Annotated in this window: 18 protein-coding genes; 4 read left to right on the top strand and 14 right to left on the bottom strand. The window is 55.5% G+C overall.

Going from position 1 to position 21574, the window contains the following annotated elements:
* Positions 1 to 17 precede the first annotated feature (17 nt).
* The 5 genes from ACI7RC_RS00465 to ACI7RC_RS00445 all read right to left on the bottom strand — a co-directional run bounded on the left by ACI7RC_RS00465 (position 18) and on the right by ACI7RC_RS00445 (position 5252).
* On the bottom strand, positions 18 to 875 hold the full coding sequence (locus tag ACI7RC_RS00465; protein WP_408106256.1) for an FAD binding domain-containing protein: 858 nt from the start codon (positions 873 to 875) through the stop codon (positions 18 to 20).
* A complete protein-coding gene (locus ACI7RC_RS00460; protein ID WP_408106255.1) occupies positions 856 to 3219 on the bottom strand; it encodes a xanthine dehydrogenase family protein molybdopterin-binding subunit in 2364 nt (787 codons plus the stop codon). The genes ACI7RC_RS00465 and ACI7RC_RS00460 overlap by 20 nt, the downstream gene beginning before the upstream one ends.
* 2 nt (positions 3220 to 3221) lie before the next feature.
* Positions 3222 to 3749, bottom strand: coding sequence for a (2Fe-2S)-binding protein (locus tag ACI7RC_RS00455; protein WP_408106254.1), 528 nt, complete (start codon positions 3747 to 3749; stop codon positions 3222 to 3224).
* A 28-nt stretch (positions 3750 to 3777) separates the two neighbouring features.
* Positions 3778 to 4230, bottom strand: a complete 453-nt coding sequence (locus tag ACI7RC_RS00450; protein ID WP_408106253.1) for an SRPBCC family protein — start codon at positions 4228 to 4230, stop codon at positions 3778 to 3780.
* A 167-nt stretch (positions 4231 to 4397) separates the two neighbouring features.
* Positions 4398 to 5252 carry an SMR family transporter gene (locus tag ACI7RC_RS00445; protein ID WP_408106252.1) on the bottom strand — a complete coding sequence of 285 codons (855 nt, stop codon included), beginning with the start codon at positions 5250 to 5252 and terminating at the stop codon, positions 4398 to 4400.
* Positions 5253 to 5541: 289 nt separating this feature from the next.
* Between ACI7RC_RS00445 and ACI7RC_RS00440 the strand changes: the two genes are divergently transcribed.
* The 3 genes from ACI7RC_RS00440 to ACI7RC_RS00430 all read left to right on the top strand — a co-directional run bounded on the left by ACI7RC_RS00440 (position 5542) and on the right by ACI7RC_RS00430 (position 11200).
* Positions 5542 to 7572: a hydantoinase/oxoprolinase family protein gene (locus tag ACI7RC_RS00440; RefSeq protein WP_408106251.1), complete on the top strand. Its 2031-nt coding sequence runs from the start codon at positions 5542 to 5544 to the stop codon at positions 7570 to 7572.
* Positions 7573 to 7589: 17 nt separating this feature from the next.
* Positions 7590 to 9557, top strand: a complete 1968-nt coding sequence (locus tag ACI7RC_RS00435; RefSeq protein ID WP_408106250.1) for a hydantoinase B/oxoprolinase family protein — start codon at positions 7590 to 7592, stop codon at positions 9555 to 9557.
* Positions 9558 to 9628: 71 nt separating this feature from the next.
* Entirely contained in the window at positions 9629 to 11200 is a 1572-nt protein-coding gene (locus ACI7RC_RS00430; protein WP_408106249.1) for a purine-cytosine permease family protein, read from the top strand.
* 83 nt (positions 11201 to 11283) lie between these two features.
* On the opposite strand, the gene ACI7RC_RS00425 is transcribed toward ACI7RC_RS00430, so the two are convergent.
* The 5 genes from ACI7RC_RS00425 to ACI7RC_RS00405 all read right to left on the bottom strand — a co-directional run bounded on the left by ACI7RC_RS00425 (position 11284) and on the right by ACI7RC_RS00405 (position 15444).
* Positions 11284 to 12879 carry an amidohydrolase gene (locus ACI7RC_RS00425; RefSeq protein ID WP_408106248.1) on the bottom strand — a complete coding sequence of 532 codons (1596 nt, stop codon included), beginning with the start codon at positions 12877 to 12879 and terminating at the stop codon, positions 11284 to 11286.
* Between the two features lie 245 nt (positions 12880 to 13124).
* Entirely contained in the window at positions 13125 to 13595 is a 471-nt protein-coding gene (locus tag ACI7RC_RS00420; protein WP_408106247.1) for an SRPBCC family protein, read from the bottom strand.
* 101 nt (positions 13596 to 13696) lie between these two features.
* A complete protein-coding gene (locus ACI7RC_RS00415) occupies positions 13697 to 14263 on the bottom strand; it encodes a hypothetical protein (protein ID WP_408106246.1) in 567 nt (188 codons plus the stop codon).
* Positions 14260 to 15177, bottom strand: coding sequence for a stalk domain-containing protein (locus ACI7RC_RS00410; RefSeq protein WP_408106245.1), 918 nt, complete (start codon positions 15175 to 15177; stop codon positions 14260 to 14262). The genes ACI7RC_RS00415 and ACI7RC_RS00410 overlap by 4 nt, the downstream gene beginning before the upstream one ends.
* Positions 15178 to 15210: 33 nt before the next feature.
* Complete coding sequence (locus ACI7RC_RS00405) at positions 15211 to 15444, bottom strand: hypothetical protein (protein WP_408106244.1); 234 nt, start codon at positions 15442 to 15444, stop codon at positions 15211 to 15213.
* A gap of 132 nt (positions 15445 to 15576) precedes the next feature.
* Between ACI7RC_RS00405 and ACI7RC_RS00400 the strand changes: the two genes are divergently transcribed.
* Positions 15577 to 16026, top strand: a complete 450-nt coding sequence (locus ACI7RC_RS00400) for a hypothetical protein (RefSeq protein WP_408106243.1) — start codon at positions 15577 to 15579, stop codon at positions 16024 to 16026.
* Positions 16027 to 16153: 127 nt separating this feature from the next.
* On the opposite strand, the gene larA is transcribed toward ACI7RC_RS00400, so the two are convergent.
* From larA to ACI7RC_RS00380, 4 genes are all read right to left on the bottom strand, one after another.
* Positions 16154 to 17416 (bottom strand): nickel-dependent lactate racemase, encoded by a 1263-nt coding sequence (gene larA, locus ACI7RC_RS00395; RefSeq protein ID WP_408106242.1) that lies wholly within the window; start codon positions 17414 to 17416, stop codon positions 16154 to 16156.
* Complete coding sequence (locus ACI7RC_RS00390) at positions 17417 to 18559, bottom strand: glycerate kinase (RefSeq protein WP_408106241.1); 1143 nt, start codon at positions 18557 to 18559, stop codon at positions 17417 to 17419. It lies immediately after the preceding gene.
* Positions 18560 to 18662: 103 nt separating this feature from the next.
* Entirely contained in the window at positions 18663 to 19958 is a 1296-nt protein-coding gene (locus ACI7RC_RS00385; RefSeq protein ID WP_408106240.1) for a (Fe-S)-binding protein, read from the bottom strand.
* Positions 19955 to 21367, bottom strand: coding sequence for an FAD-binding oxidoreductase (locus ACI7RC_RS00380; RefSeq protein WP_408106239.1), 1413 nt, complete (start codon positions 21365 to 21367; stop codon positions 19955 to 19957). Before ACI7RC_RS00380 ends, ACI7RC_RS00385 begins: the two co-directional genes overlap by 4 nt.
* Between the last annotated feature and the right edge of the window lie 207 nt (positions 21368 to 21574).

The raw sequence follows: 21574 nt of genomic DNA, 5'->3' as shown, positions 1-21574 counted from the left end.
TTTGTGACAGCCCTCGGCTACAGCAAAATCTGACTTAGCGCACGCTCCGTATAGACCGCACTGAGATGCCGCCTGTATTCTTCGGAAGCGAACAGGTCGCTGCCAATCTCTCCGTCCTCGGCCGCCAGCGCTGCCGCTTCCCGGATACTCTTTGCTGTCGCTCTTTGACCGAGCAGCGCCTGCTCTGCCGCTGTCGCTCTGTAGGCGACATCGGCCACTCCATTGATGCCGATTCGCACATAGTTGACCACTCCGTCCGGGTCGGTACCGGCGACAGCGCACACCCCGACCACGGCATAACCGGACGCGGGATGCGGGTATTTCAGGTAGACGCTCTTCGTTCCCTCCGGCGGCACTGCGAAGGAGACAGACGTTACCAGACTTGTCTCCGGCAGTGCGGTGATCAGCGGACCGAGGAAAAAGCCGTCGATTTCCACCACTTCCTGTCCATCCTCGCCGTGCAGCTCGACGAGCGAGTCAAGTGCCAGCGCCACTCCCGGCAAATCGGCTGCCGGATCGGCGTGGGCGATATTTCCCCCGACTGTTCCGCGATTTCTCACCTGCAGGTCGCCGATCTGGCGGGCCGCATCAGCCAGGACCGGGATGTGCTCCCGTACGAGCGGATCTGACGCCAGCTGGCTGTGAGTCGTCAGTGCTCCGACGACCAGCCGGTTCCCTTCCTTCCGTACCCCGCGCAGCTCGGGGATCCGGCTGATATCGACCAGCTTCCCCGGCGTTGTCAGCCTGAATTTCATCAACGGGACTAAACTGTGTCCGCCAGCGAGCAGCTTCCCTTCCCCGCTGCTCTCCTGCAGCAGCCGGATCGCCTCTTCTACGGATTCTGCGCGGACGTACTCAAATGCACTCGGTATCATTCGCCACACCCCCGTTTCGCATCGCCTTCCACACCTTCTCAGGCGTCAGCGGCATATCCAAATCTTTGACCCCAAATGGCCGCAGGGCATCCATCACCGCATTGGCGACAGCCGGCGGGGCCGCCGTCGTGCCGGTCTCCCCAATTCCTTTGGCACCGAGCGGATTGACCGGTGACGGAGTCTCGGTAAAGGCCGTCTCGATCGTCGGGAAAAAGCGGGCCTTGGGCATCGTGTAGTCCATGAACGTTCCGGATAACAGCTGTCCGTTCTCCCCGTAGACCGCGCCTTCCCACAGCGCCTGTCCGACGCCCTGGGCGATGCCGCCATGCACCTGGCCCTCTGCCAGCATGGGGTTGATCACGCGCCCTACATCGTCGACGGCGACATACCGTTTCAGCTCCACCTGGCCGGTATTCCCGTCCACTTCCACTACGCAGATGTGAGCGCCAAACGGGTAGACGAAGTTGGACGGGTCGAAGAACGACTGGGCCTCCAGGGAAGGCTCCATGCCTTCCGGCAGGTTCCAGGCGAAATTGGCCGACTTGGCCATCTCCTGGAACGTGCGTGCCTGTCCGGGAACCCCCGCGACCTGGAAGACGCCTGCGGAGAATTCCAAATCCTCCTCCGCCACTTCCAGTTCGTGTGCAGCGATCTTCTTCGCCTTCTCAATGACCCGGTCTGTGGCGATCGCGACCGCGGCACCGCCTACGGCTGTCGTCCGGGAACCGTACGTTCCCCACCCCATGGAGATGCTCTGCGTATCGCCGTGGATGATTTCCACGTCCTCCATCGGGATGCCCAGCTTTTCCGCCACCACCTGCGAAAAGGACGTCTCTGTTCCCTGGCCGTGCGGCGATGTGCCGGTATAGACGTTTACTTTTCCGCTGGGGTGAACGCGTACCGTGCTGTTCTCCCATACGCCGCCCTGGAATCCGATCGCTCCCGCCACCTTTGACGGGCCGAATCCGCACAGCTCAACGTACGTGGATACGCCGATGCCGATGTACCTGCCCTGCTTCCTCAGCTCTTCCTGTTCCTGGCGCAGCTCCTCGTAGCCGATCATCTTCAGGGCTTTGTCCAGTGTGAGATGGTAGTCGCCGCTGTCGTAGACGCACCCCATCGGATTGGAGTAAGGGAACGCTTCTTTTTGCACCATGTTTTTCCGCCGGACTTCGACGGGATCCATGCCGATTTCGCGGGCGAACAGATCAACTGCCCGTTCGATCTGGAACGTCGCCTCCGGCTTGCCCGCTCCCCGATATGCGTCAGTCGGCGTGGTATTGGTGTAGACGCCGTACGTCACTACCGCCGCCTGCGGGATCGTGTAGGCTCCGGTCACCATCAGGCCGAAGTCGATCGTCGGGCAGCCAGCGCCAAACGTGGACAGGTACGCCCCCAGATTGGCGGTATTCTTTACACGCAAGGCCGTCATGATGCCGTCCCGCGTCCCGGCCAGCTCGATCTCGATCACTTCATCCCTAGCATGGGTCGTCGCCTTGAAATGTTCGCTCCGCTCTTCCGCCCATTTGACCGGCCGCTTCAGTTCGCGGGCCACGCATCCGACGACGGCCTCTTCCGTGTACGTAGCGATTTTCGCGCCAAAGCCGCCGCCTACATCCGGTGCGATAATCCGCAGCTTCGATTCGGGAATGCCGAGCACCTCGGAATAGACCATGCGATGGATGTGCGGGTTTTGCGTCGTGCACCAGATCGTCATCTCGCCGCTGCCGGGATTGTACTGGGCGACGGCTCCCCGCGTCTCCATCGGATTGGGGATGACGCGCTGGTTGTACAGCCGCTGCCTGACGACGACTTCTGCCTGTTCGAACACCTCGTCGGGGATCTCGCCCGCCTTCCAGACCAGGGCGAGATTGTTCGGCACGTCTTCGTGGAGGAGCGGCGCCCCTTCCTGCATGGCCGCTTCCTGCCCGACGACTGCCGGCAGTTCCTCGTATTCCACCACGATCAAGTCCAGGGCATCTCGAGCCGTATAGCGGTCCTCAGCCACCGCCACCGCAACGGCTTCACCGGCGTACAAGACCTTGTCTACAGCCAGCGGGCTGCGAGGTTTCGGCTTGAGGTCAGAACCGGTGACAAACCACATCGCTGGAACCGCTTTCATTTTTTTGGCGATGTCCGCTCCGGTAAAGACAGCTGTCACCCCTGGCAGCTTAAGCGCTTCCGATACGTCGATTCGCTTGATCCGGGCGTGTGCGTAAGGGCTGCGCAAAAAAGCGGCGTGCAGCATGCCCGGCAGCTTGATATCGTCGGTGAAATGGCCGTTTCCGGTAATCAGGCGGGGATCTTCTTTTCTTTTGATACGTGCTCCAATCAAACCAGCCATCGTCAGCTTCCCTCCCCTACTTGTACTGTCCCTTGATCAACCGCTTTGCTGCCGCCCTCGGCCAGCAGCTTGGCCGCATGCTGGACGGCACTGACGATGAATTGGTAGCCGGTGCAGCGGCAGATGACGCCCTCCAGCGCTTCTCTGATCTCCGCCTCGGTAGGGTCGGGATTCTGCTGGAGCAGGCCGACCGATGCCATCATCACGCCAGATGTGCAAAAGCCGCACTGCAATCCGTGCTTCTCCCAGAATCCCTGCTGGATCGGGTGCAGATTTTGCATGTCGCCCAGGCCCTCCACAGTCGTGATTTCCCCGCCGTCTGCCTGCACGGCCAGCACCGTACAGGATTTGACGGCCTCCCCGTTCAACAGCACCGTGCACGCTCCGCACTGGCTGGTGTCGCAGCCAATGTGCGTGCCGGTGAGGTCCAGCTCATCGCGCAGAAAGTGAACAAGCAGCATGCGTGAATCCACTTCCGTGCTTTTCGCGACGCCGTTTACGGTTACTGAAATTTCTGTCCTTTTCGTCACGACGATCCCTCCTCCTCAAAAATATGTATCATGAAGGCAACATAAGTTGCTTCATTTCCTTGTCCACTGCTTTAAAAAACTGCCCCAGAACCAGTTTGGCCACGCCGCCCATCACCCTTTGCCCTACCGACGCAAGAACTCCGGTCACCTGTACTTGCGAGGTACAGATCAGCTTGGTTCCCTGCCCGTCCTCTTCCAGTTTCATATCTGCAACGGCATCGATTTCCCCCGGTTTTCCCTTGCCCCTGACGAGCAGCCGGTAAAAAGCGGGCTCCTGTTGGTCGACCTGCTGCACTTCTCCGGTAAACAGCCCCTTGACCGGTCCGACGCTCAGGCCCATTTCGGCTTGATAGACGCCGTCCTTCACCTCTTGAAACGACTGGCAGCCCGGCAGCGACTTCTTCAGTACTTGTTCATCCTGGATGTACTTCCAAACGTGTTCCCGCGGAATATCAAACGTATATATGTACTCGATTTGCAACGATGCTCACTCCTTATTCGCGTGATAACGCTGTGTCCCTTTGGTGAAGTGCAAATTCCATGCCACGGCTGGACGTGTGAATGACCTGCGTTTTTCCGACATTCATCCATCAGGAAATTTCAAATTTGAACGGGATTCTTTCATTTTTGAAAAATTCGCAAAACAACTCACTTCCAAATCCCGATTAGAATGACGCCAGCTGTGATGACGATCGACATCGCTACCCGTCTCATCCCCTGATGCTCCTTCAATACGAGGATCCCCAGAACCGTTCCAATCACGGTTCCGATCTCCCGTATCGGGGCCACGTAGGAAAGCGGCGAGAGCTGCATGGCAAACATGAACATCATCGTCGAGCCGGGAACGAGCAGAGCTCCAAGCACCACAGCGTGCCAATGCTTTCGGCACTCGTCCACGGCCGCTTTCGACCTTCGTACGGTGCGCAGCGCGACCAACAAATACGTGATGTACGTCAACTGGATCAAGATGATCGGAGACATGTACTGCAAGATGACCTTGTCGGCAACCGTATACCCCGTAATGCACAGCCCAACTCCAACGCCGGCTGCCACTCCCTTCAGTCCCGGTCCCTTCTCCCTGGTGATTTTGGACGGCGAGATCCCGCTGATGGCAAACAGCCCTCCCACGATGCAGCCAAGGCCGACCCAGCCGATCCAACTGAGCGATTCGCCAAACAGCGCAACCCCCAATACTGTCACCAGCAGTGCCCCCGTACCCCTGATCAGCGGGTAGACCTGTGACAGGTCGCCGTACGTATAAGCCTTATCCAGAAGAAGGTAGTACCCGATCTGAAACGAGATGCTCAGCGCGACAAAGCCCCAGACGAACAAAGGAATGCGGAACTGGGCCGCTTCTACGATAAAAAAAGGCAGCAAAAGAAAAAAAGCCACAAACGTCGCCATCCAAAGAAACACGGTCTTGTGCTTTTCCTTCTTGGTGATAAAGTTCCATGCGGCATGCATAATGCCCGAGCACAGCACGAGCAAAAGCGGGATGGTCATGCAACCAGAACCTCTCATCTGTTATTTGAATTTTCTGTCTATGCATATTCCATCTTAGCACAGCCCGCTCCGTATGAAAATAACTTTGCTGCAAGCGGCATGTTTCATCCGATTTCAAATCAGAAAGACATCTTCCAGATTTGAAAGCTTTTGTACACGTCAATCGTTTTTTACCGGTACGATATGATGCGCAAACGGGCCTTTTTCCGATCAGGCCCGCTTGGCATTGAATGTGCACGATCATGTGACGATGCATGTTTACCATCAAAGCGCAAAAGGAGGAGGCTGCGTGGGACATTATCGCGTTGCAGTTGACGTAGGAGGCACCTTTACCGATGTCTTTATCTTTGACGAACAGAAAGGAGAGATTACCGTCACCAAAGTATCCTCTACGCCTGATAACCCCGCCGAGGGCATTATGCAGGGCGTAAAGCAGGCCGACGTCCCCCTTGGCGAGATCGCGCTGTTTTCCCACGGCACGACGGTCGGCACCAATGCGCTGATCACCAGGCGGCTGCCCAAAACAGCCTTTATCGCGACGAAGGGCTTTCGCGATGTGCCGGAGATCCGGCGAGGCACAAAGCTCGACCTGTGGGACGCGTACGATGATGTCGCTCCCCCCTACATCCGCAGGCGGGACCGCTTCGAGGTCACCGAACGGACGGACTACTCCGGACAGATCATCACAGACCTCGATGAGCAGGAAGCGAGGACAATAGCCAGAGTATTGCGTAAACGGGGCGTCGAGTCCGTTGCCATCGGCTTTATGAACGCCTATGTCAACCCGGAAAACGAACAGCGAATGAAGGCGATCCTCCAGGAAGAGCTGCCGGAGGCGTACATCTGCACTTCCAGTGAAACCATTCCCGAGATGTTCGAACACGAGCGGATCAGCACGACGATCGTCAACGCTGTCCTCGGCCCCATCGTCGGCTCCTATATTAAGGAATTGTCGGCATCCCTGCAGGTAGAGGGGTACGGCGGCGATGTGCTCGTGCTGCACTCGGGCGGGGGCGTCATGACTGCCGACACCGTGCCGCGCTTCGCTGCCCGCGTCGCCAGCTCCGGAATCGCCGCCGGGGCCATCGCCAGCGCCCACATCGCCAAGCTGTGCGGTTTCCAAAACGCGATCGGCCTGGATATGGGCGGAACCAGCACCGATATCTCGCTGATGTACGACGGGCAGCTGCGCGTCACCAAAGACTGGTACATCGAGTACGGGTATCCGATCGGCTTTCCCAGCATCGAGATTTTGACCATCGGGGCGGGAGGCGGCAGTCTGGCCTGGATCGATCAGGGCGGTTCGCTGCGAAACGGACCCCACAGCGCCGGCGCCGATCCTGGACCAGCCTGCTACCAAAAAGGCGGGCAGCAGCCGACCAATACCGATGCCAATCTGCTGCTTGGACGGCTGAACACGCATCTGCTGGGCGGACAGCTCATCCTGGACAAGGAGCGGGCGAGCGAGGTGATCGCGGAAAAGATCGGAGCGCCGTTTGGCTACAGTGACGCGGAAGCTGCCAATGCGATCATCAAGGTGGCCAACGCCAACATGTGCGACGCGCTGCGGCTGATCTCGATCCGGCGCGGATACGACCCGCGCGATTTCGCCCTGGTCGTATTCGGCGGCGCAGGAGCCCTGCACGGCGCTCACCTGGCCAAAGAGATGGAAATCCCCACTGTCATCGTCCCGCCCTATCCCGGCATCACCTCGGCCATGGGGTGTCTCTTGGTCGACGTCCGGCACGACCTGTTCCGCACGTATCTGGCCCGGTTCCAAGACGTCACTCCCGATGATTTGGAAACGGAGTACAAGGAGATGGAGGAACAGGCGGCAAAGCTGCTCAGCGAAGAAGGGGTTGCAGGGGAGAACGTTCAGTTGATCCGCTATATCGACATGCGCTACATCGGCCAGTGGCGCTCGCTCTCCATTCCGCTCTCCCGGCCGGTCAGCTCGCTCGCGGAGGCACTGGAACTGTTCCACCGGGAGCACGAGCGGGAATTCGCCTTTTCCAATCCCGATCAGGGTGTGGAAATCTACGGGCTGCGTGTGGAAGCGACCGGGGTCGTGCCCAAGCCCGACTTGCCCACCGAAGAGCCGCATGGACATCTCGAAGACGCCGTCAAGGAAACCCGTAGCGTCTACTTCGAGGAAGGCGGCGGCTATGTGGAGACGACCGTCTACGACCGCAGCAAAATCCCCGTCGGCTCGGTGTTTCACGGACCGGCGATCGTCGAACAGTTGGACTCGACAGTCGTGGTGCCGCCCGGATTTACCGCCGAGGTGGATGCGTATAAAAACATCCTCTTAACTTACTAAAAAGGAGGGCAAAAGAAATGGCTGAAACAAATGCAGCGCCGACCAAGCTGGACCCCGTCACTTTTGAGGTGTTAAAAAACGCCTTTGTCAATCTCGTCGACCAGATGTCGGAGCAGATTCTGCGCACCTGCTATTCCTTTGTCATCTACAGCCGGGACTTCAGCTCGGCGATCTGCGACGCCCAGGGCAACACGATCATGCAGGGCACGCAGGACATCTCGGTTCACGTCGGCACGCTTCACTTGTCGGCAAAAGCCGTCATTGAGGACTTCGGCGACGACATCCATCCCGGAGATGTTTTTCTCATCAATGACCCATATCGCGGCGGGACCCATTTTTGCGATGTCCGCGTGATCCGGCCGGTCTTTTACGAGGGGAAGCTGATCTCGTTCATGCAGTGCAACGGGCATTGGGCCGACGTGGGCGGCTACGTGCCCGGCTCGTTCAACGTCCAGTCAAAAGACCACTACGGAGAGGGCTTGCGCATCCCGCCCGTGCGCATCTGGAGCAAAGGGAACTACCTGACAGATGTCGCCGGCCTGCTCGTCTCCAACATGCGGGTGCCGGAAGAGCGCCTCGGAGATTTGCGGGCCCAGGCGGAGGCGACCCGGGTGGGAGAGCTTCAGCTGCTGCGGCTGATCGAGAAATACGGGGCAGATACGGTCTTGACCGCCTTTGATGAGGTGCAAAACTACGTCGAAAGACTGGCCCGGGTGCAAATCGCCGATTTGCCGGACGGAACCTGGGAGACGACCGACTACATCGACATGGATCCGGAGATCGGCGACAGGCTGATCCCGATTCGGGTCAAGCTGACGATTGAAGGCGACGAACTCTTTTACGACCTGTCCGGCTCCCATCCGGCGATCAGCTGTTTTCTCAACTCCGGGTTCGGCGCGTCGTTCTCCGCCGTCATCTCCGGCACAAAGACGTTCTTTCCAGACATCCCGCTCAACTCTGGATTTTACCGGCTGGTTCACGTGAATTTGCCGGAGAATTCCGTCGTCAATGCCCCGTGGCCGGTCGCGGTAACCGGGTTTTGCTCAGGCGCGTACGAAAAAATCATGAACGCCATCTTTGAACTCTGGTCCTACATCATGCCGGAGCGGGCGCTCGCCTGCTCGTTCAATCTGGAGTACCTCCTGGTCGGCGGCTGGGACCGTCGCGAAGGCTACCAGAACTACTTTATGTGGTACGACTGGATGGCCGGCGGCCACGGCGGCCGGGCCTACAAGGACGGCGGAAATGTGCTCTCGCCCGTATTCGGCGTGGGTCTCAGCATCCAGCCGTGTGAAGGCCAGGAACGTCTTTCCCCGGTGATCACCACGCATCACGAGATCGTCACCGATTCCGGCGGGCCAGGCCGGTATCGCGGCGGTTGCGGGCTGCGCAAGGGAGGCATTTTGACCAACAGCGAAAATACGGTGATGTCGTACTGCTGCGACCGCTCCCGCTCAGTCACCTGGGGCATTCTCGGCGGACTTCCCTCTCTCCCGCACGGAGCCTGGCTGAATCCCGGAACAACTGATGAGAAGTTCCTGGGGACCGTCTTCTCCAACATTCCATTAAAACCGGGCGACTCCTTTGACCGCCCTTCCGCCGGCGGGGGCGGCCTCGGCGACCCCTTGGAGCGCGATCCGCACGATGTGCTGGAGGACGTGATCGACCAGTACGTTTCCATCGAGCGGGCGAAAAAAGATTACGGAGTCGTGATCAAGGAAAACGACTGGGAAGTATGCGACTTTGAGATCGACTGGGAGGCGACCGAGACAGAGCGGGCGTACATTCGCGCTCACCGCAAGGAGTGGCTTTGGGAGGACATCGCTTCCGTCGCGCAAAAATTCCGCGCCGGCGAGATTGACGAACTGGACCTGATTCGCCGCTACGGGGTGATCATGGACTACACCAGTGGCGAAATCCTGCCCACGTCTACAGAGCAGTACCGCGAAATGCTGTACAAACGCACCCTGGCGTATTGGTCATAAGGGTCGGGGAGAGGCTGCCCTGGCCTCTCCTCCCTTTTCACATAGATACCAATTAGAAAGGAAGTGATTGGATGGAAGGTGTTGTCAAACCGCAGGAGGATCAAAAAAGCGAAAAAAAGGAGGACTACGCGCTGCAGCGGGTTCCCAAGCACTGGCGCATGCCCTGGCTGAACATGACCAATGTGGCGATCGGCGTCGCGACCGCGATGATCTTCATGCAGATGGGCAGCCTGATGGCCGTCCAGTTCGGCAGTGTCAACGCGCTGCTCGCCGAGATATACGCTACGATCGTCGCCGGCGCGATCGGCATCACGATTGCTTACTTTGCCGCCAAGTACGGACTGAACGTCAATCTGATGTCCCGCGGCGCCGGCTTCGGTTTTATCGGCGCATCGATTACCTCGTTTATCTACGCGATCAACTTTATCATGTACTGTGCCATTGAAGGGTCGATCATGGCGGTCGCTGTCCACGAGTACTTGAAGTTCATCCCGCTCTGGGTGCTGATGATCTTCTTCGGGCTGGCAGTGGTTCCGCTCAATTGGTACGGCGTCAAACAGCTGGATACGTTTCAGAAGTACTCTCTGCCTGTCTACCTGATTCTTTTGGCAGTAGGCATCTGGCTGACCGCGACCCGCGAATTCGACAACGCGGATATCTGGCTCTCTTATTTACCGGCAGGTCAAAGCATCGGCGGCATCGGATTGATTACTTGTATCGGCATTATAAATGGATTGGTTGGAATCATGGCATTGTTAATCTCGGACTATGCCCGCTTTGTCAAACCGGAGGAATTCAAAATCGGTGTTTTCGCAGTAGGCTTTATCCCTCAACTCGTCTGCTTTTTCCTCTCCGGCCTGCTCGGGATCTGGTTTGGCGTCCGCTATATGCAGGATAATCCTGGCGTCTACTTCGTCACGGCAATGGGCGTATGGGGAGCACTCTTCTCCATCCTGACCCAGCTTCGGATCAACGTAACCAACCTGTACAGCGGCTCGATGTCGCTGGCCAACTTTTTCGCCCGCGTCTTTCACTTTGCCCCGGGCCGGGTGTTTTGGGTGGTAACTACCGCCGTTTTGGCCATCATCTCGATGCTGCTCGGCATTCTGGATTACATCGGTCCGCTGCTGACGTTTCAGGGTGTCTTCCTGTTTGCCTGGGCGTCGATTCTCGTCACTGATGTCATCGTGATCAAAAAGTGGCTTAAGCTGGGGCAGCTGCACATCGAGCACCGTCGCGGCTTCTTGCCGGAGTGGAACCCGGTCGGGGTCGTTGCCATCATCATCTCCAGCGTGATCGGCACAGCGATGGCACTGGGCGCATTCGGCCCCGTCTGGTCCGGTCTGGCCGCCCTGGTCGCCGGAGTGATCGCCTGCATCCTCACTGTGGTAATGGCTGTCGCCACCGGCGGAAAAACCTATCTGACGCGCCGTCAGCAGGCTGAGCTGGCAGGGGACATGCGCCCCAACAAGTACGGTGAAAAGGTAGTCAAGTGCGGCAATTGCCACGGCGAGTTTATTGCCGAAGACATGCTCTACTGCCCATTCCATACCCATAACATCTGCTCACAGTGCTGTGCGGCAGAGTCGAGCTGCCACGAGGTTTGCAAGACGGAAACGGACTCGGCCGTTGTTTCGGCGTAAGCAGAACCGGCTCGAGCAGATGGAAAAAGGCTCTTCCTTGACCGGAATTCGGTTCAGGGAAGAGCTTTTTAATGAGAAATGGCTTATACCGTTTGCGGTTCCCCGCCGATAATCGTCATTTCGATATCTGTCTGCAATAGTTCATCCGGATCTTCCATCGCCATCAGATTATGGGAATAAACTGTAAAATCGGCCAATTTTCCCCTGGATATCGTCCCCTTGACCTGCTCCTCGTTTGTCGCATAGGCGCCGCCAACTGTGAACAGAGTCAAAGCTTCCAGCATCGACAGCTTCTCTTTTTCGTTCCAGCCGCCATGAGACTGACCCGGGGCCCGCCGGGTAACGGCTGCGTGAATGCCAAGCAGCGGATCGATCGGTTCGACGGGCGCATCCGAACCGCCTGCACATAAAACGCCTGCGGCAAGCAGGGATTTCCACGCATACAGATACGCTTCTCTCGTCTCGCCCAGTCTCTCCAGCACCCAAGGGTAATCGCCCACCAAAAACCTCGGTTGAATGTCCGCGATCCGGCTGGGAACAGCTAGCCGTCGAATCAGGTCGGCTCGGAGAACGGAGACGTGGATGAGTCGGTCACGGTGCCCCGCTTTCGGCAGTTGGTCAAGGATATCCAAGACATTTTCCAAGGCTTTGTCTCCGATGGTATGAACGGCAATCGGCATGGAATGATCCCTTGCCGCTTTGATCATCTGGAACAGGGCTTCCTGGTCATGCATGGCCTCTCCATACTGCCCAGGCTCATCAGAATAAGGCTCTGAGAGCAGGGCGGTTCTTCTCCCCAAGGCGCCATCGGCAAATATTTTGATCGCCCCGATCTGCAATCTCTCATTTCCATACCCGGCATACATCCCCCTCTCCTTTAGTTGGCCAAGGTAGGGGGAATCGATCAGCAGATTGCACCGCAGCCTGTGGTGCCCCGAATTGAGCAGCTCGTCATACATTTTGTACGTTTGGTCGAGACCGCCCAAGTAATGCGGGTCATTTGTATGAACACTCGTTAAACCTCGTCTCACAGCAAGTCCCATCGCCTGCCCCAACGCGTGTTTGATCTCATCATACGTTCTTTGCGGAATGTGGGGCGTGATCAGTTGGGATGCGGATTCGAGCAATAGTCCGGTAGGCTTTCCCGTATCAGGGTCGAGCACGACGCTTCCTCCAGGCGGGACCTCGATAGACGGGTGGTAATGACTGCATTCAAGCGCCTTGGAATTGACCAGAAAGGCATGGTGACAAATTCGCTTCAAGTAGAGCGGACAGTGTGGTGCGACATGGTCAAGCTCATCGATGGTTGGAATCGCGCCGTCGTCAAAGAGGTTCTCGTCCCAGCCCATCCCGATCAACCACTGTCCGGGAGGTATCGCATTCGCTTTTTCCCTGATCTTGTCGAGCATTTCCGTTTTCGATTTGACACCTGTCAGATTGAGATCGAGAAAATGGAGAGCGACTCCCGAGAGATGGAGGTGGCTGTCTATCAAGCCCGGGGAAGCCATTTTTCCCTGCAAATCGATGATCTGGGAACCGGCTCGGCCCCACTGCAGCATCATTTCCTGATGAGATCCCACGTCTGTGATCTTGCCGTTCTCGACGACTACCGCTTCTACAATGGGATGATTGGCATCCAGCGTATAGATCAGCCCATTGGTAATGATCGTTCTTGTCATCCGAACACCTCCGAAACATCTGGGATCTGGAAGCCGACTCTTGTCAAAGATTAGATTCTGCGGCTTTCTTTTGGACAAACGAAGAGATTCATGGATACACTTCTCTGGTACATCAATGAACAAGTAGTGGCAGCTTTTTTCAAATTCCGAATCTTTTGCTCTATCAGAAGGGAGGCTTCCACCGGAGTAATCCAACGGATTTCGGTCAGGAAGAGCCTTCCGGCTAGTTTGCCTCGATCTCCGCCTTAGGCGGACATCTTCTGCAAAAGCTCCTCAAGACGGTCAAAATTCTGTTCGTTCCCCTCTGCAGCATACGTCTTGACCTTATCGAATTCGGCAGCCGTCTCGAAACGCATGCGATATGTGATCCTGGTCTTTCCATCAAGGTTCTCAAAGGTGGCCGTCACCTGAAATTTGGGGCCGGAAACATGCCGGAAGACGATTCGTTCCGGCGGCACGATCTCGTCAAAGATGCTTTTATTTTTATAATCGACACCATCCGGGCCGTGCATAACAAACTTCCAGGTGCCTCCCGGCCTTAAGTCAAATTCATGAAATGTATTGGTAAAACCCTTCGGCCCCCACCACTGTGCTAAATATTCCGGCGAAGTCCAAGCCTGAAAAACGAGATCGCGCGGAGCATCGATGAGACGCGTCGTTACCAACTCGTTTTCGCCTTCGTATGTACCATCATTCATCGTGTTGTGCTCGCTCATACCCTTTCCTCCAAATGTCATTTTTGGTCCTGCAACGCTAGATAAATTTAGCATCAATCATAGGGGAGGATTTCTTTGCGATTGCTGTCTTAGTCTTTCAATCAAGAGGCTTTTTCTTGACCGGAATCTGGTTGGGGTTGGCAAAGATCTCGCAAACTCTCTATAACCTGAGTTATTTCGTCCTCACCGAGATTCGATTGTATGTGGTAGTAGTGAAGATCGCCGACATTCACTGTCTGGTCTAAGATTTGACTTGGTAAAAAAGTGTAGCTGAAGATCCCCTGCTTTTTTATCGTTTTATCGATTTCACCAACGAAATTTCCGATGATCCGGTACTCAATAGCCGGGTCTTTCGCCGGATCTGCCTTATTTGCCGCATCTGAGGCGTTCATCTCGATCATGTGATGATAGTTGTATTTTGACCTTTTCCTTTGAGTGATTTCCATGTAGTGATCCCCACTCCCAAAGGATACAAAGAGCGAGTTCTCTTCTATCGTTTTGTCCTTTAATTCTAAGCCCTCCGGCAAGTAATCCGGCAGAAAAACGGGAAATCCCAATTCCTCTGCTTGTTTCTCCGTGACAGGTTTTGTGTCGGTACCGAAGCAGCCGGTGAGTATTGCAACAAAGACTACGGCAACGATAATCCCAATCACTTTTCTCCGTATCACCCTGCAAAATAGCCTCCTACAAAAATATTACGATCATTCTCATCTACCCGGTACATAGATTCCACATAGGAACCGCCTACATGGGATTGGCCGACTTTAAAAAACAACTCCCCGGTAGATTTGTCGACAAGTATTTTATACGGACCGCTCAATATCCAGTACCCCGCAGACTCATCCTGATATTCGATACTCTCTATCTTTTGGCGGATTTCAGCTAACACCTTGTTAGCGGTATCGCTGCCATTTACGTATGTGTCATTCTTTAAAAACGTGCTGTATGCCTTTTCCATAGCAGCTCTGGCTATTTGTACAGCCTCTTCCCTGGTCACGTTTTTCTCTCTCGTATCAATCGAAATCAACGGATTGTCCAAGGGCATGATTCCGCTGTTATAGCTGACATCCATATGAAACGCGTCGGCCACTGGTCGCAATGGCACATACAACTTGTTCTCGAGTATTTTCGCGGCTACTGGCAGGACGACTGTTTTTCCGTCTATAACCGCATGTTTATCCCCTGCTGTCAGCGTCATTTTCTTGTTTTGATACAGGATTTCCGCGCTTTTTTTCGCATCCCAGTTTACCTGTCCGCCTAATTCTTCCGTGATGAGCCTGATCGGAACCAAGGAATGCCCGTTTTCAATCCGTATATCTACATTCGGTATGAAATTACTGTTTATCATCAGAAACGTAAAAGTGTCTGCTTCATTAATGACAGTTGTTGCCCCATTCTCATACGTAATTTTTTGCAGCCAGTATTCCCCGTTTTCGAAGTCCGTACGCTCTGCATCAATCGTACACAAATACGAGTGATTGTTTTCTGTTTTCCCAAAAACTGTAAATGGAACAAGTACTGTCAACAAGCTGCACATAGCAAACGTGACAACAAGTGATGAGGCTATCGTTTTCTTTTTCATACCCTTACCTCCTCGTATTCTTCTTTCCTCTCCCTACCTGAACAAATAATTGTAAATCAGCCCGATGACGAGGAAAATGGCACCGATCCCTATAATGGCATAAAAGAAATAGCCGAACCAGCGCAACGGCTTGGGCATGCTGTTCAAGTCAACCGTTTGTTTTGGTACTCCCATGATGTTTTGATAGTGGTCAGTCACACTGTTAAACGAAGGGACCCCTTGTTCATCTGCGGTTCTGTCTGATGAGTCGCGGCTTTCCTTCACCATTCATCACCTCTTCATGATAATTTTACCAATATATGCTATTATACCTTCTATTCATGACCCAAAAGCAAGATGCACTTTCATAAACAAAAACGAAAAAGGGAAAGAGCATAAGGAGAATATTTTGCGGTAGCGGTGAAACAGAAGGCGAAAGTTTCGTCTAATAATGAAGGAGGTGTTACGAGTGAAAAAAATGCTCTGTTTATTCTTTCTACCGCTCTTTTGTTAGGACTGATTGCTTGTTCTAACGAGAGTGTACAAGTAAGTAAAAATGACGAAAATATCGTTAACAGCAGCAAAAAAGAGGGCGACAAGGTTGTCAAAAAAGATGATGTCAGAGAAATCGTTTGGAACCAATTGTCCCCAGAACAAAAAGAATGGATTGATGGTACTTGGAAAGATGGACATGTTTCTAAAATTACTCTGAATGAAAATATGATGAGTCAAATTGGTGATAAATCATATGAAGGAAAAGAAGTGTATTTGATTGATTTTCCCACGAAAAGTGCATCCATTCCAAACAATATGATTGTTTATGCAGACGTAAATACCTTTGATTACATTGGAAACGGTCTTGTTGATTAGGATAACTTGGAAAAATAAGGGGAATGGTCAGCGGGGCATGTAGCAGTGAAGTACCACGGCCGAATGCCCCGCTCTCGGTATCCTTCAGGTAATCCACTGGAGAGTGGAATTCCGCTGCCCCTTCCGCTTATTCCTCTACATACGGAATGGTCAGCGGCCCGAGCGGCAGGACAGCTACGGACATATCCTCTCCGTACTTTTGCTTCAACTCCGCCAGCGTCGCCTCTATGTCGCGGCATGGTTTAAACATCGCCTTCTCCAGGTCCTCATCGGGCAGCGTGGAATAGACGTACACATCGGCCCACACCTGGATGACGGCCTGTTTTTGCACCTGCCACTGATCGAACATTTCGAAGGCAGGGTCACCTATCATCTCCAGAATCTCTTCCGGAGTCTTGCGCATTTGCAGGATTTTGGCATAATTCCCGTGGTTGGGCAGCCCGTCCGAACACTCTGCTGCGCAGATGATCGTTCCGCCTTTTTTCACGATCTTGTGGGCGGCGCTCATCCCTTTAACCGCCTGATAGAGATTTTGATCCAGCGGATAGCCGGAGTTGGAGGTGATGACCACGTCAAAGCGCTGGTCGCACTTGATCATCGCGTGTTCCTTGGCAAAGGCGCAGCCGACGTCGTGAGCTTCGAACAGCTCGCCGGCAAACACCTGGGTGATCTCCTTCTCCCGGTTTAGCGTGACGTTCAGCATAAAGTGGGGCTTGCACATCCGGTTGATCTCCCGGGTCATGTCCTGCAGCGGATTGTTCACCATATTGCCCCAGGTGGAGAGCGGGTCGCCGATCATCCTCGCATTGTGAAAGGTCAGGATCGTCTCAATGCCGGCGATCCCTGGCATAATGCCTTTTGGTCCGCCGGAAAAACCGGCAAAGAAATGGGGCTCGATAAACCCGGTTACGATGCGAAAATCTGCTTCTACATACTCCTTGTTCAAATACACATCACAGCCGAAAGAGCTGCGGCCCACCTTCGCCAGCGACTCCTTCTCGTGACAGTGGTTGTTGATGATGCGGATGTTCTCGACCACCCACTCGCCCAGCATCTGCACAAACTCTTCCCGCGTCTGGTCGCGATGCGTCCCTGTGCCGTTGATGATCACAAAGTTCTCCAACGGAATGTGAGAGAGCTCCTCGATCAGCCAGGGAACCAGCTTGTGGTTCGGCGTCGGCCGGGTAATGTCGCTGATGACGATGGCCACCTTGTCTGTCTCCTTGACCATCTTCTGCAGCGGCGGTGCGCCAATCGGTTGACGAAGCGCTTTCAAAACAGCCTCCCGCTCGTCCACAAGACCCGGAAGGTGTCTCGGCTCCACGAGCACAGAATGGTCGGGGACCTCTATCGTCAAGCCTTCTTTGCCGTACATAAGAGTCGTCTTCACTTAGGATAACCTCGCTTTTCCGTCATAAGTTCGCAATACCTGCTCTGAGCGCTCCTCCAGCAATTCCGGGGCCCGTTGCATCGCTTCCTGCAGCGTCATCGGGGCGTTTACAATACTGTGTATGCCGGTAATGCCGTACTGATACAGCTCGCTGATGCCGCGGCCGATCGAACCGGCCAGCACAAATACGGGAATCCCCAGCTTCTGGGCCTCCTGCGCTACCCCCATAGGAGTTTTGCCCGAGGCAGTCTGAAAGTCGATCTGCCCTTCACCGGTGAAGACCAGGTCTGCCCCCTGCAGCGCATCGCGCAGCCCGGTGTACTCGATGACGACATCGATCCCCCGCCGCATCGCCGCCGGAAAAAAGGCTTGAAACGCTCCGCCAATCCCGCCGGCGGCACCGGCTCCCGGGCGGTCGTGAATCCGCATGCCCGTCTTTGCCTCGATCACGTCAGCCCAATGGGACATGCCCTCGTCCAGGCTGGCAGCCATCTCCGGAGTCGCCCCTTTTTGCGGCCCAAATACGTGCGAAGCGCCGTTTGGACCCACAAGCGGATTTTGCACATCGGTTGCGATCAAGAAAGATGCCTCGGCAATCCGCCGATCAAAACCGCTGTCGTCGATGGCTGTGATCTGCTGCAATTCGCCGCCTCCAAAGCCGATCGGCTCCCCTTTGGCATTCAAAAGCTTCATTCCCAGCGCCTGCAGCATGCCTGCGCCTCCGTCGTTAGTAGCGCTGCCGCCAATCGCCAGAATAAAGCGGCGGCATCCGTCATCCAAGGCTTGTCTGATCAATTCGCCCGTCCCATAGGTTGTCGTAACCAGCGGGTTTCTCTCTTCGGGAGATATCAGGTACAGCCCGGAGGCACTGGCCATCTCGATCACACATGTCTTTCCGTCTCCAAGCAGTCCGTACTCGGCTGCTACCGGGGAACCCAGCGGACCGGTCACCGTTACCGGCACGCGCTTCCCGCCAGTCGCGGCCACCAGGCTGTCCAGCGTCCCTTCCCCGCCGTCAGCGACAGGGATCAGCAGCGTCTGAGCATCGGTCAGGTATCGTTTGATCCCTTTCTCGATAGCGATTGCCGCTTCCATGGCTGAGACGCTGCCCTTAAACGAATCGGGTGCTATGACGATTTTCATGATTTTTGTCCCCACCTCTTGCAAGAGTTGCAATATTTATTATACAGGCCATTTTTGCCAAAATCCAAAAATTTTGCCCAAAGCTGGAGGCGAACCTCCAACACTACAGCGCCCGAGCCAGCAAATCCATGATGTGCACCGCTTCCATCTGGCCTTCCAGTCCGGCCCGGATGATGCCTTTTTTCATCTGCAAAAGGCAGCCGGGATTCGACGTCGCAATGATGTGTGCCTTCGTCTCCTTCACATGCTCCATCTTGCCGTCCAAGATTTGCATCGACATATCAAAGTTGGTGATGTTGTAGATCCCGGCAGATCCGCAGCAGCTGTCAGCCCCGGACATTTCGACGAGCTCTACGCCAGGGATGCTTTTCAACAGTTCGCGGGGCTGGTTGCGAATGCCTTGACCGTGAGCCAGGTGACAGGAATCCTGATAGGTGACGCGGGCGTTTAAGGGCTTGGTAAAGACGAGCGGCGGCAGCTCGGCCAACAGCTCATTGGCATCCCTCACCTTCGCGACAAACGCCATGGCCCGCGCCTTCCATTCCGGATCATCCTCGAACCAGTGGTGGTACTCCTTCAGCGCCGCGCCGCAGCCGCCGGCGTTGTTGACGATGAAGTCAACACCTGCCCGCTCAAACGCTTCAATATTGCGCTTGGCCAGCTCAATGGCGCCGTCTTTTTCCCCGGCATGGGCGTGCAGGGCCCCGCAGCAGGCCTGGTTTTCCACAAACACGACACTGCAGCCTGCCTTCGTCAAGAGGTTTGCTGTCGCCTGGTTCGTCTCAAAAAACATCACATCCATGATGCAGCCGGTGAACATCCCGACCGTCAAGTCCGCCTCCGCCGTCTGTGCCGGCATCACCGGCTGGCGCTGTTTCCGCTCCCGCGGCGATGCGATCTTGTCGACCGCCTGCTGCATCTCGGCCATCTCCCGCGGCAGGATGTTGATCAAGCCCGTCTTGTTGGCCAGCGTCTGCAGTCCAGTGCTCTGAGCTGCCCACAGCGCCGTCCCCAGCGCCTTCATCCGCTCAGGATAGGGAAATACCTTCTCAAATACAAGCTTGCGGACAAATGGCGGTTTCGACTCGCTCTTTTTATTCTCTTCGACCACTTCCCGCGCTGTCTCTACCAGGCTGCCGTAGGGCACTCCGGCCGGACAAGCCGTTTCACAAGCGCGGCAGCCGAGACAGGCGTACATGTTTTTCTCAAATTCCTGATCGATCGCCAGCTGGCTGTTCGCCACTCCCTTCATCAGGGCGATGCGGCCGCGCGGACTGTGCGATTCCAAGCCTGTCTCCCGGTAGGTGGGGCAAGCCGGCAGACAGAATCCACAGTGCATGCAGTTCATGATCTCATCCATGTTGAATTTGGCCAAAAGTCCTTGCTTCGTCAAGTTCATCGTTTCACCACCACTCTGCGGCGTCCGCTGCCTGCGAACATTTTTCCGGGATTCATGATGTTGTTCGGGTCAAACGCGGCCTTGATCCGCTTCATCAATTCGATTCCTCCCTCGCCCACTTTCAGATCGAGATAATTCATCTTGGCCATGCCGACACCGTGCTCACCGGTAATCGTCCCGCCGAGGCGAATCGCCGCGTGGAAAATTTCTTCAAAAGCCTGCTCTACCCGGTGAATCTCTTCCTTGTCCCGCTCGTCGGTCATGCAGGTCGGGTGCAAGTTTCCATCACCGGCGTGGCCAAAGGTGCAGATCTGCACCTGGTACCTCTCCGCGATGCGCTCCACCTCTTCCACCATCTCGGCCAGCTTGGAGCGGGGAACCGTCGCGTCTTCGAGAATCGTCGTGGGACGCAGCCGGGACAGCGCCGCCAAGGCGGAGCGTCTGGCCGCGAGCAGCTTGGCTCCCTCCTCGGCCGTTTGCGCGAGCTGCACGTCGGCCGCTCCCTCCTGCTTGGCGATGGCGGCGATCTGTTCAATATCCCGCACCACCAAGTCTTCCGGTCCATCCTGCTCGATCAAAAGCATCGATTTCATCTCCAGCGGCAGACCCAGCTTGGCAAAGTCGTCCACGACCTTCATGGTGGACTGGTCGAGAAATTCGATTGTCGCCGGGATGATTTTGGAGGCGATCACCTTTTCCACGGTCCGGGCCGCATCGACGAGATTGGTGTAGTAAGCGACAAGCGTCCGCTTCGATTCCGGCAAGGGAACCAGCTTTACCGTGATCTCCGTGATGATCCCGAGCGTGCCTTCCGATCCGACCATCAGCCTGGTCATGTCGTACCCGGCGACGTCTTTCATGTTTTTCCCGCCGCAGCGCAGCACCTCGCCCGATGGCAGGACGTATTCCAGCCCCAGGATGTAATCCTTGGTGACCCCGTATTTCAGCCCTCTCATGCCGCCCGCGCATTGGGCCATGTTCCCGCCGACCGTCGAGATCCGCATGCTGCCCGGATCCGGCGGGTAAAACAAGCCGACTGCTTCGACAGCCTTGTGCAGGTCGGCCGTCACGACCCCTGGTCCGAGCGTTGCTGTCAGATTTTTTTGGTCAATTTCATAAATTTTGTCAAACCGGTTCATGTTTACGACGATGCCGCCTTCTACCGGAATCGTCCCCCCGGCCAGATTCGTTCCCGACCCGCGGGGCACGATCGGAATGCCGTGCGCATTCGCCAGCTTCAAGATGGCGGCCACCTCATCGGTACACCCCGGCATGACCACTGCATCAGGCATGGCCTGGTGAATGGGCGTCGCGTCATAGGAATACGCGTACAGCTCGTTTGGCGTATCCAAAAAATACTTTTCTCCTACAATAGCAATCAGGTCTTCCCGAATTCCCTTGTCCAGCATCTTATTTCCCCCGTCTATTCTAGTGATCAGGTCATCAGATGACTTTAAAAAATTATATCATTCCTGCTCTTTGGACAACAATCCCTTTTGCCGTGATCCCCTGAAATGAATCATTCCTCCCGCCTGAAACAATTGCTCACACAATATTATATCCATTGCAAATCATATAACAATTTGTTGAATTCCTGTTTTTCTTTTGCTAAAATC

The sequence above is a fragment of the Brevibacillus sp. B_LB10_24 genome (assembly GCF_046036945.1).
In the GTDB taxonomy this organism is placed as follows: domain Bacteria; phylum Bacillota; class Bacilli; order Brevibacillales; family Brevibacillaceae; genus Brevibacillus_C.
The sequence above is the reverse complement of the archived record's forward strand: the minus strand, read 5'-3'. Positions and strand labels throughout refer to the sequence as shown.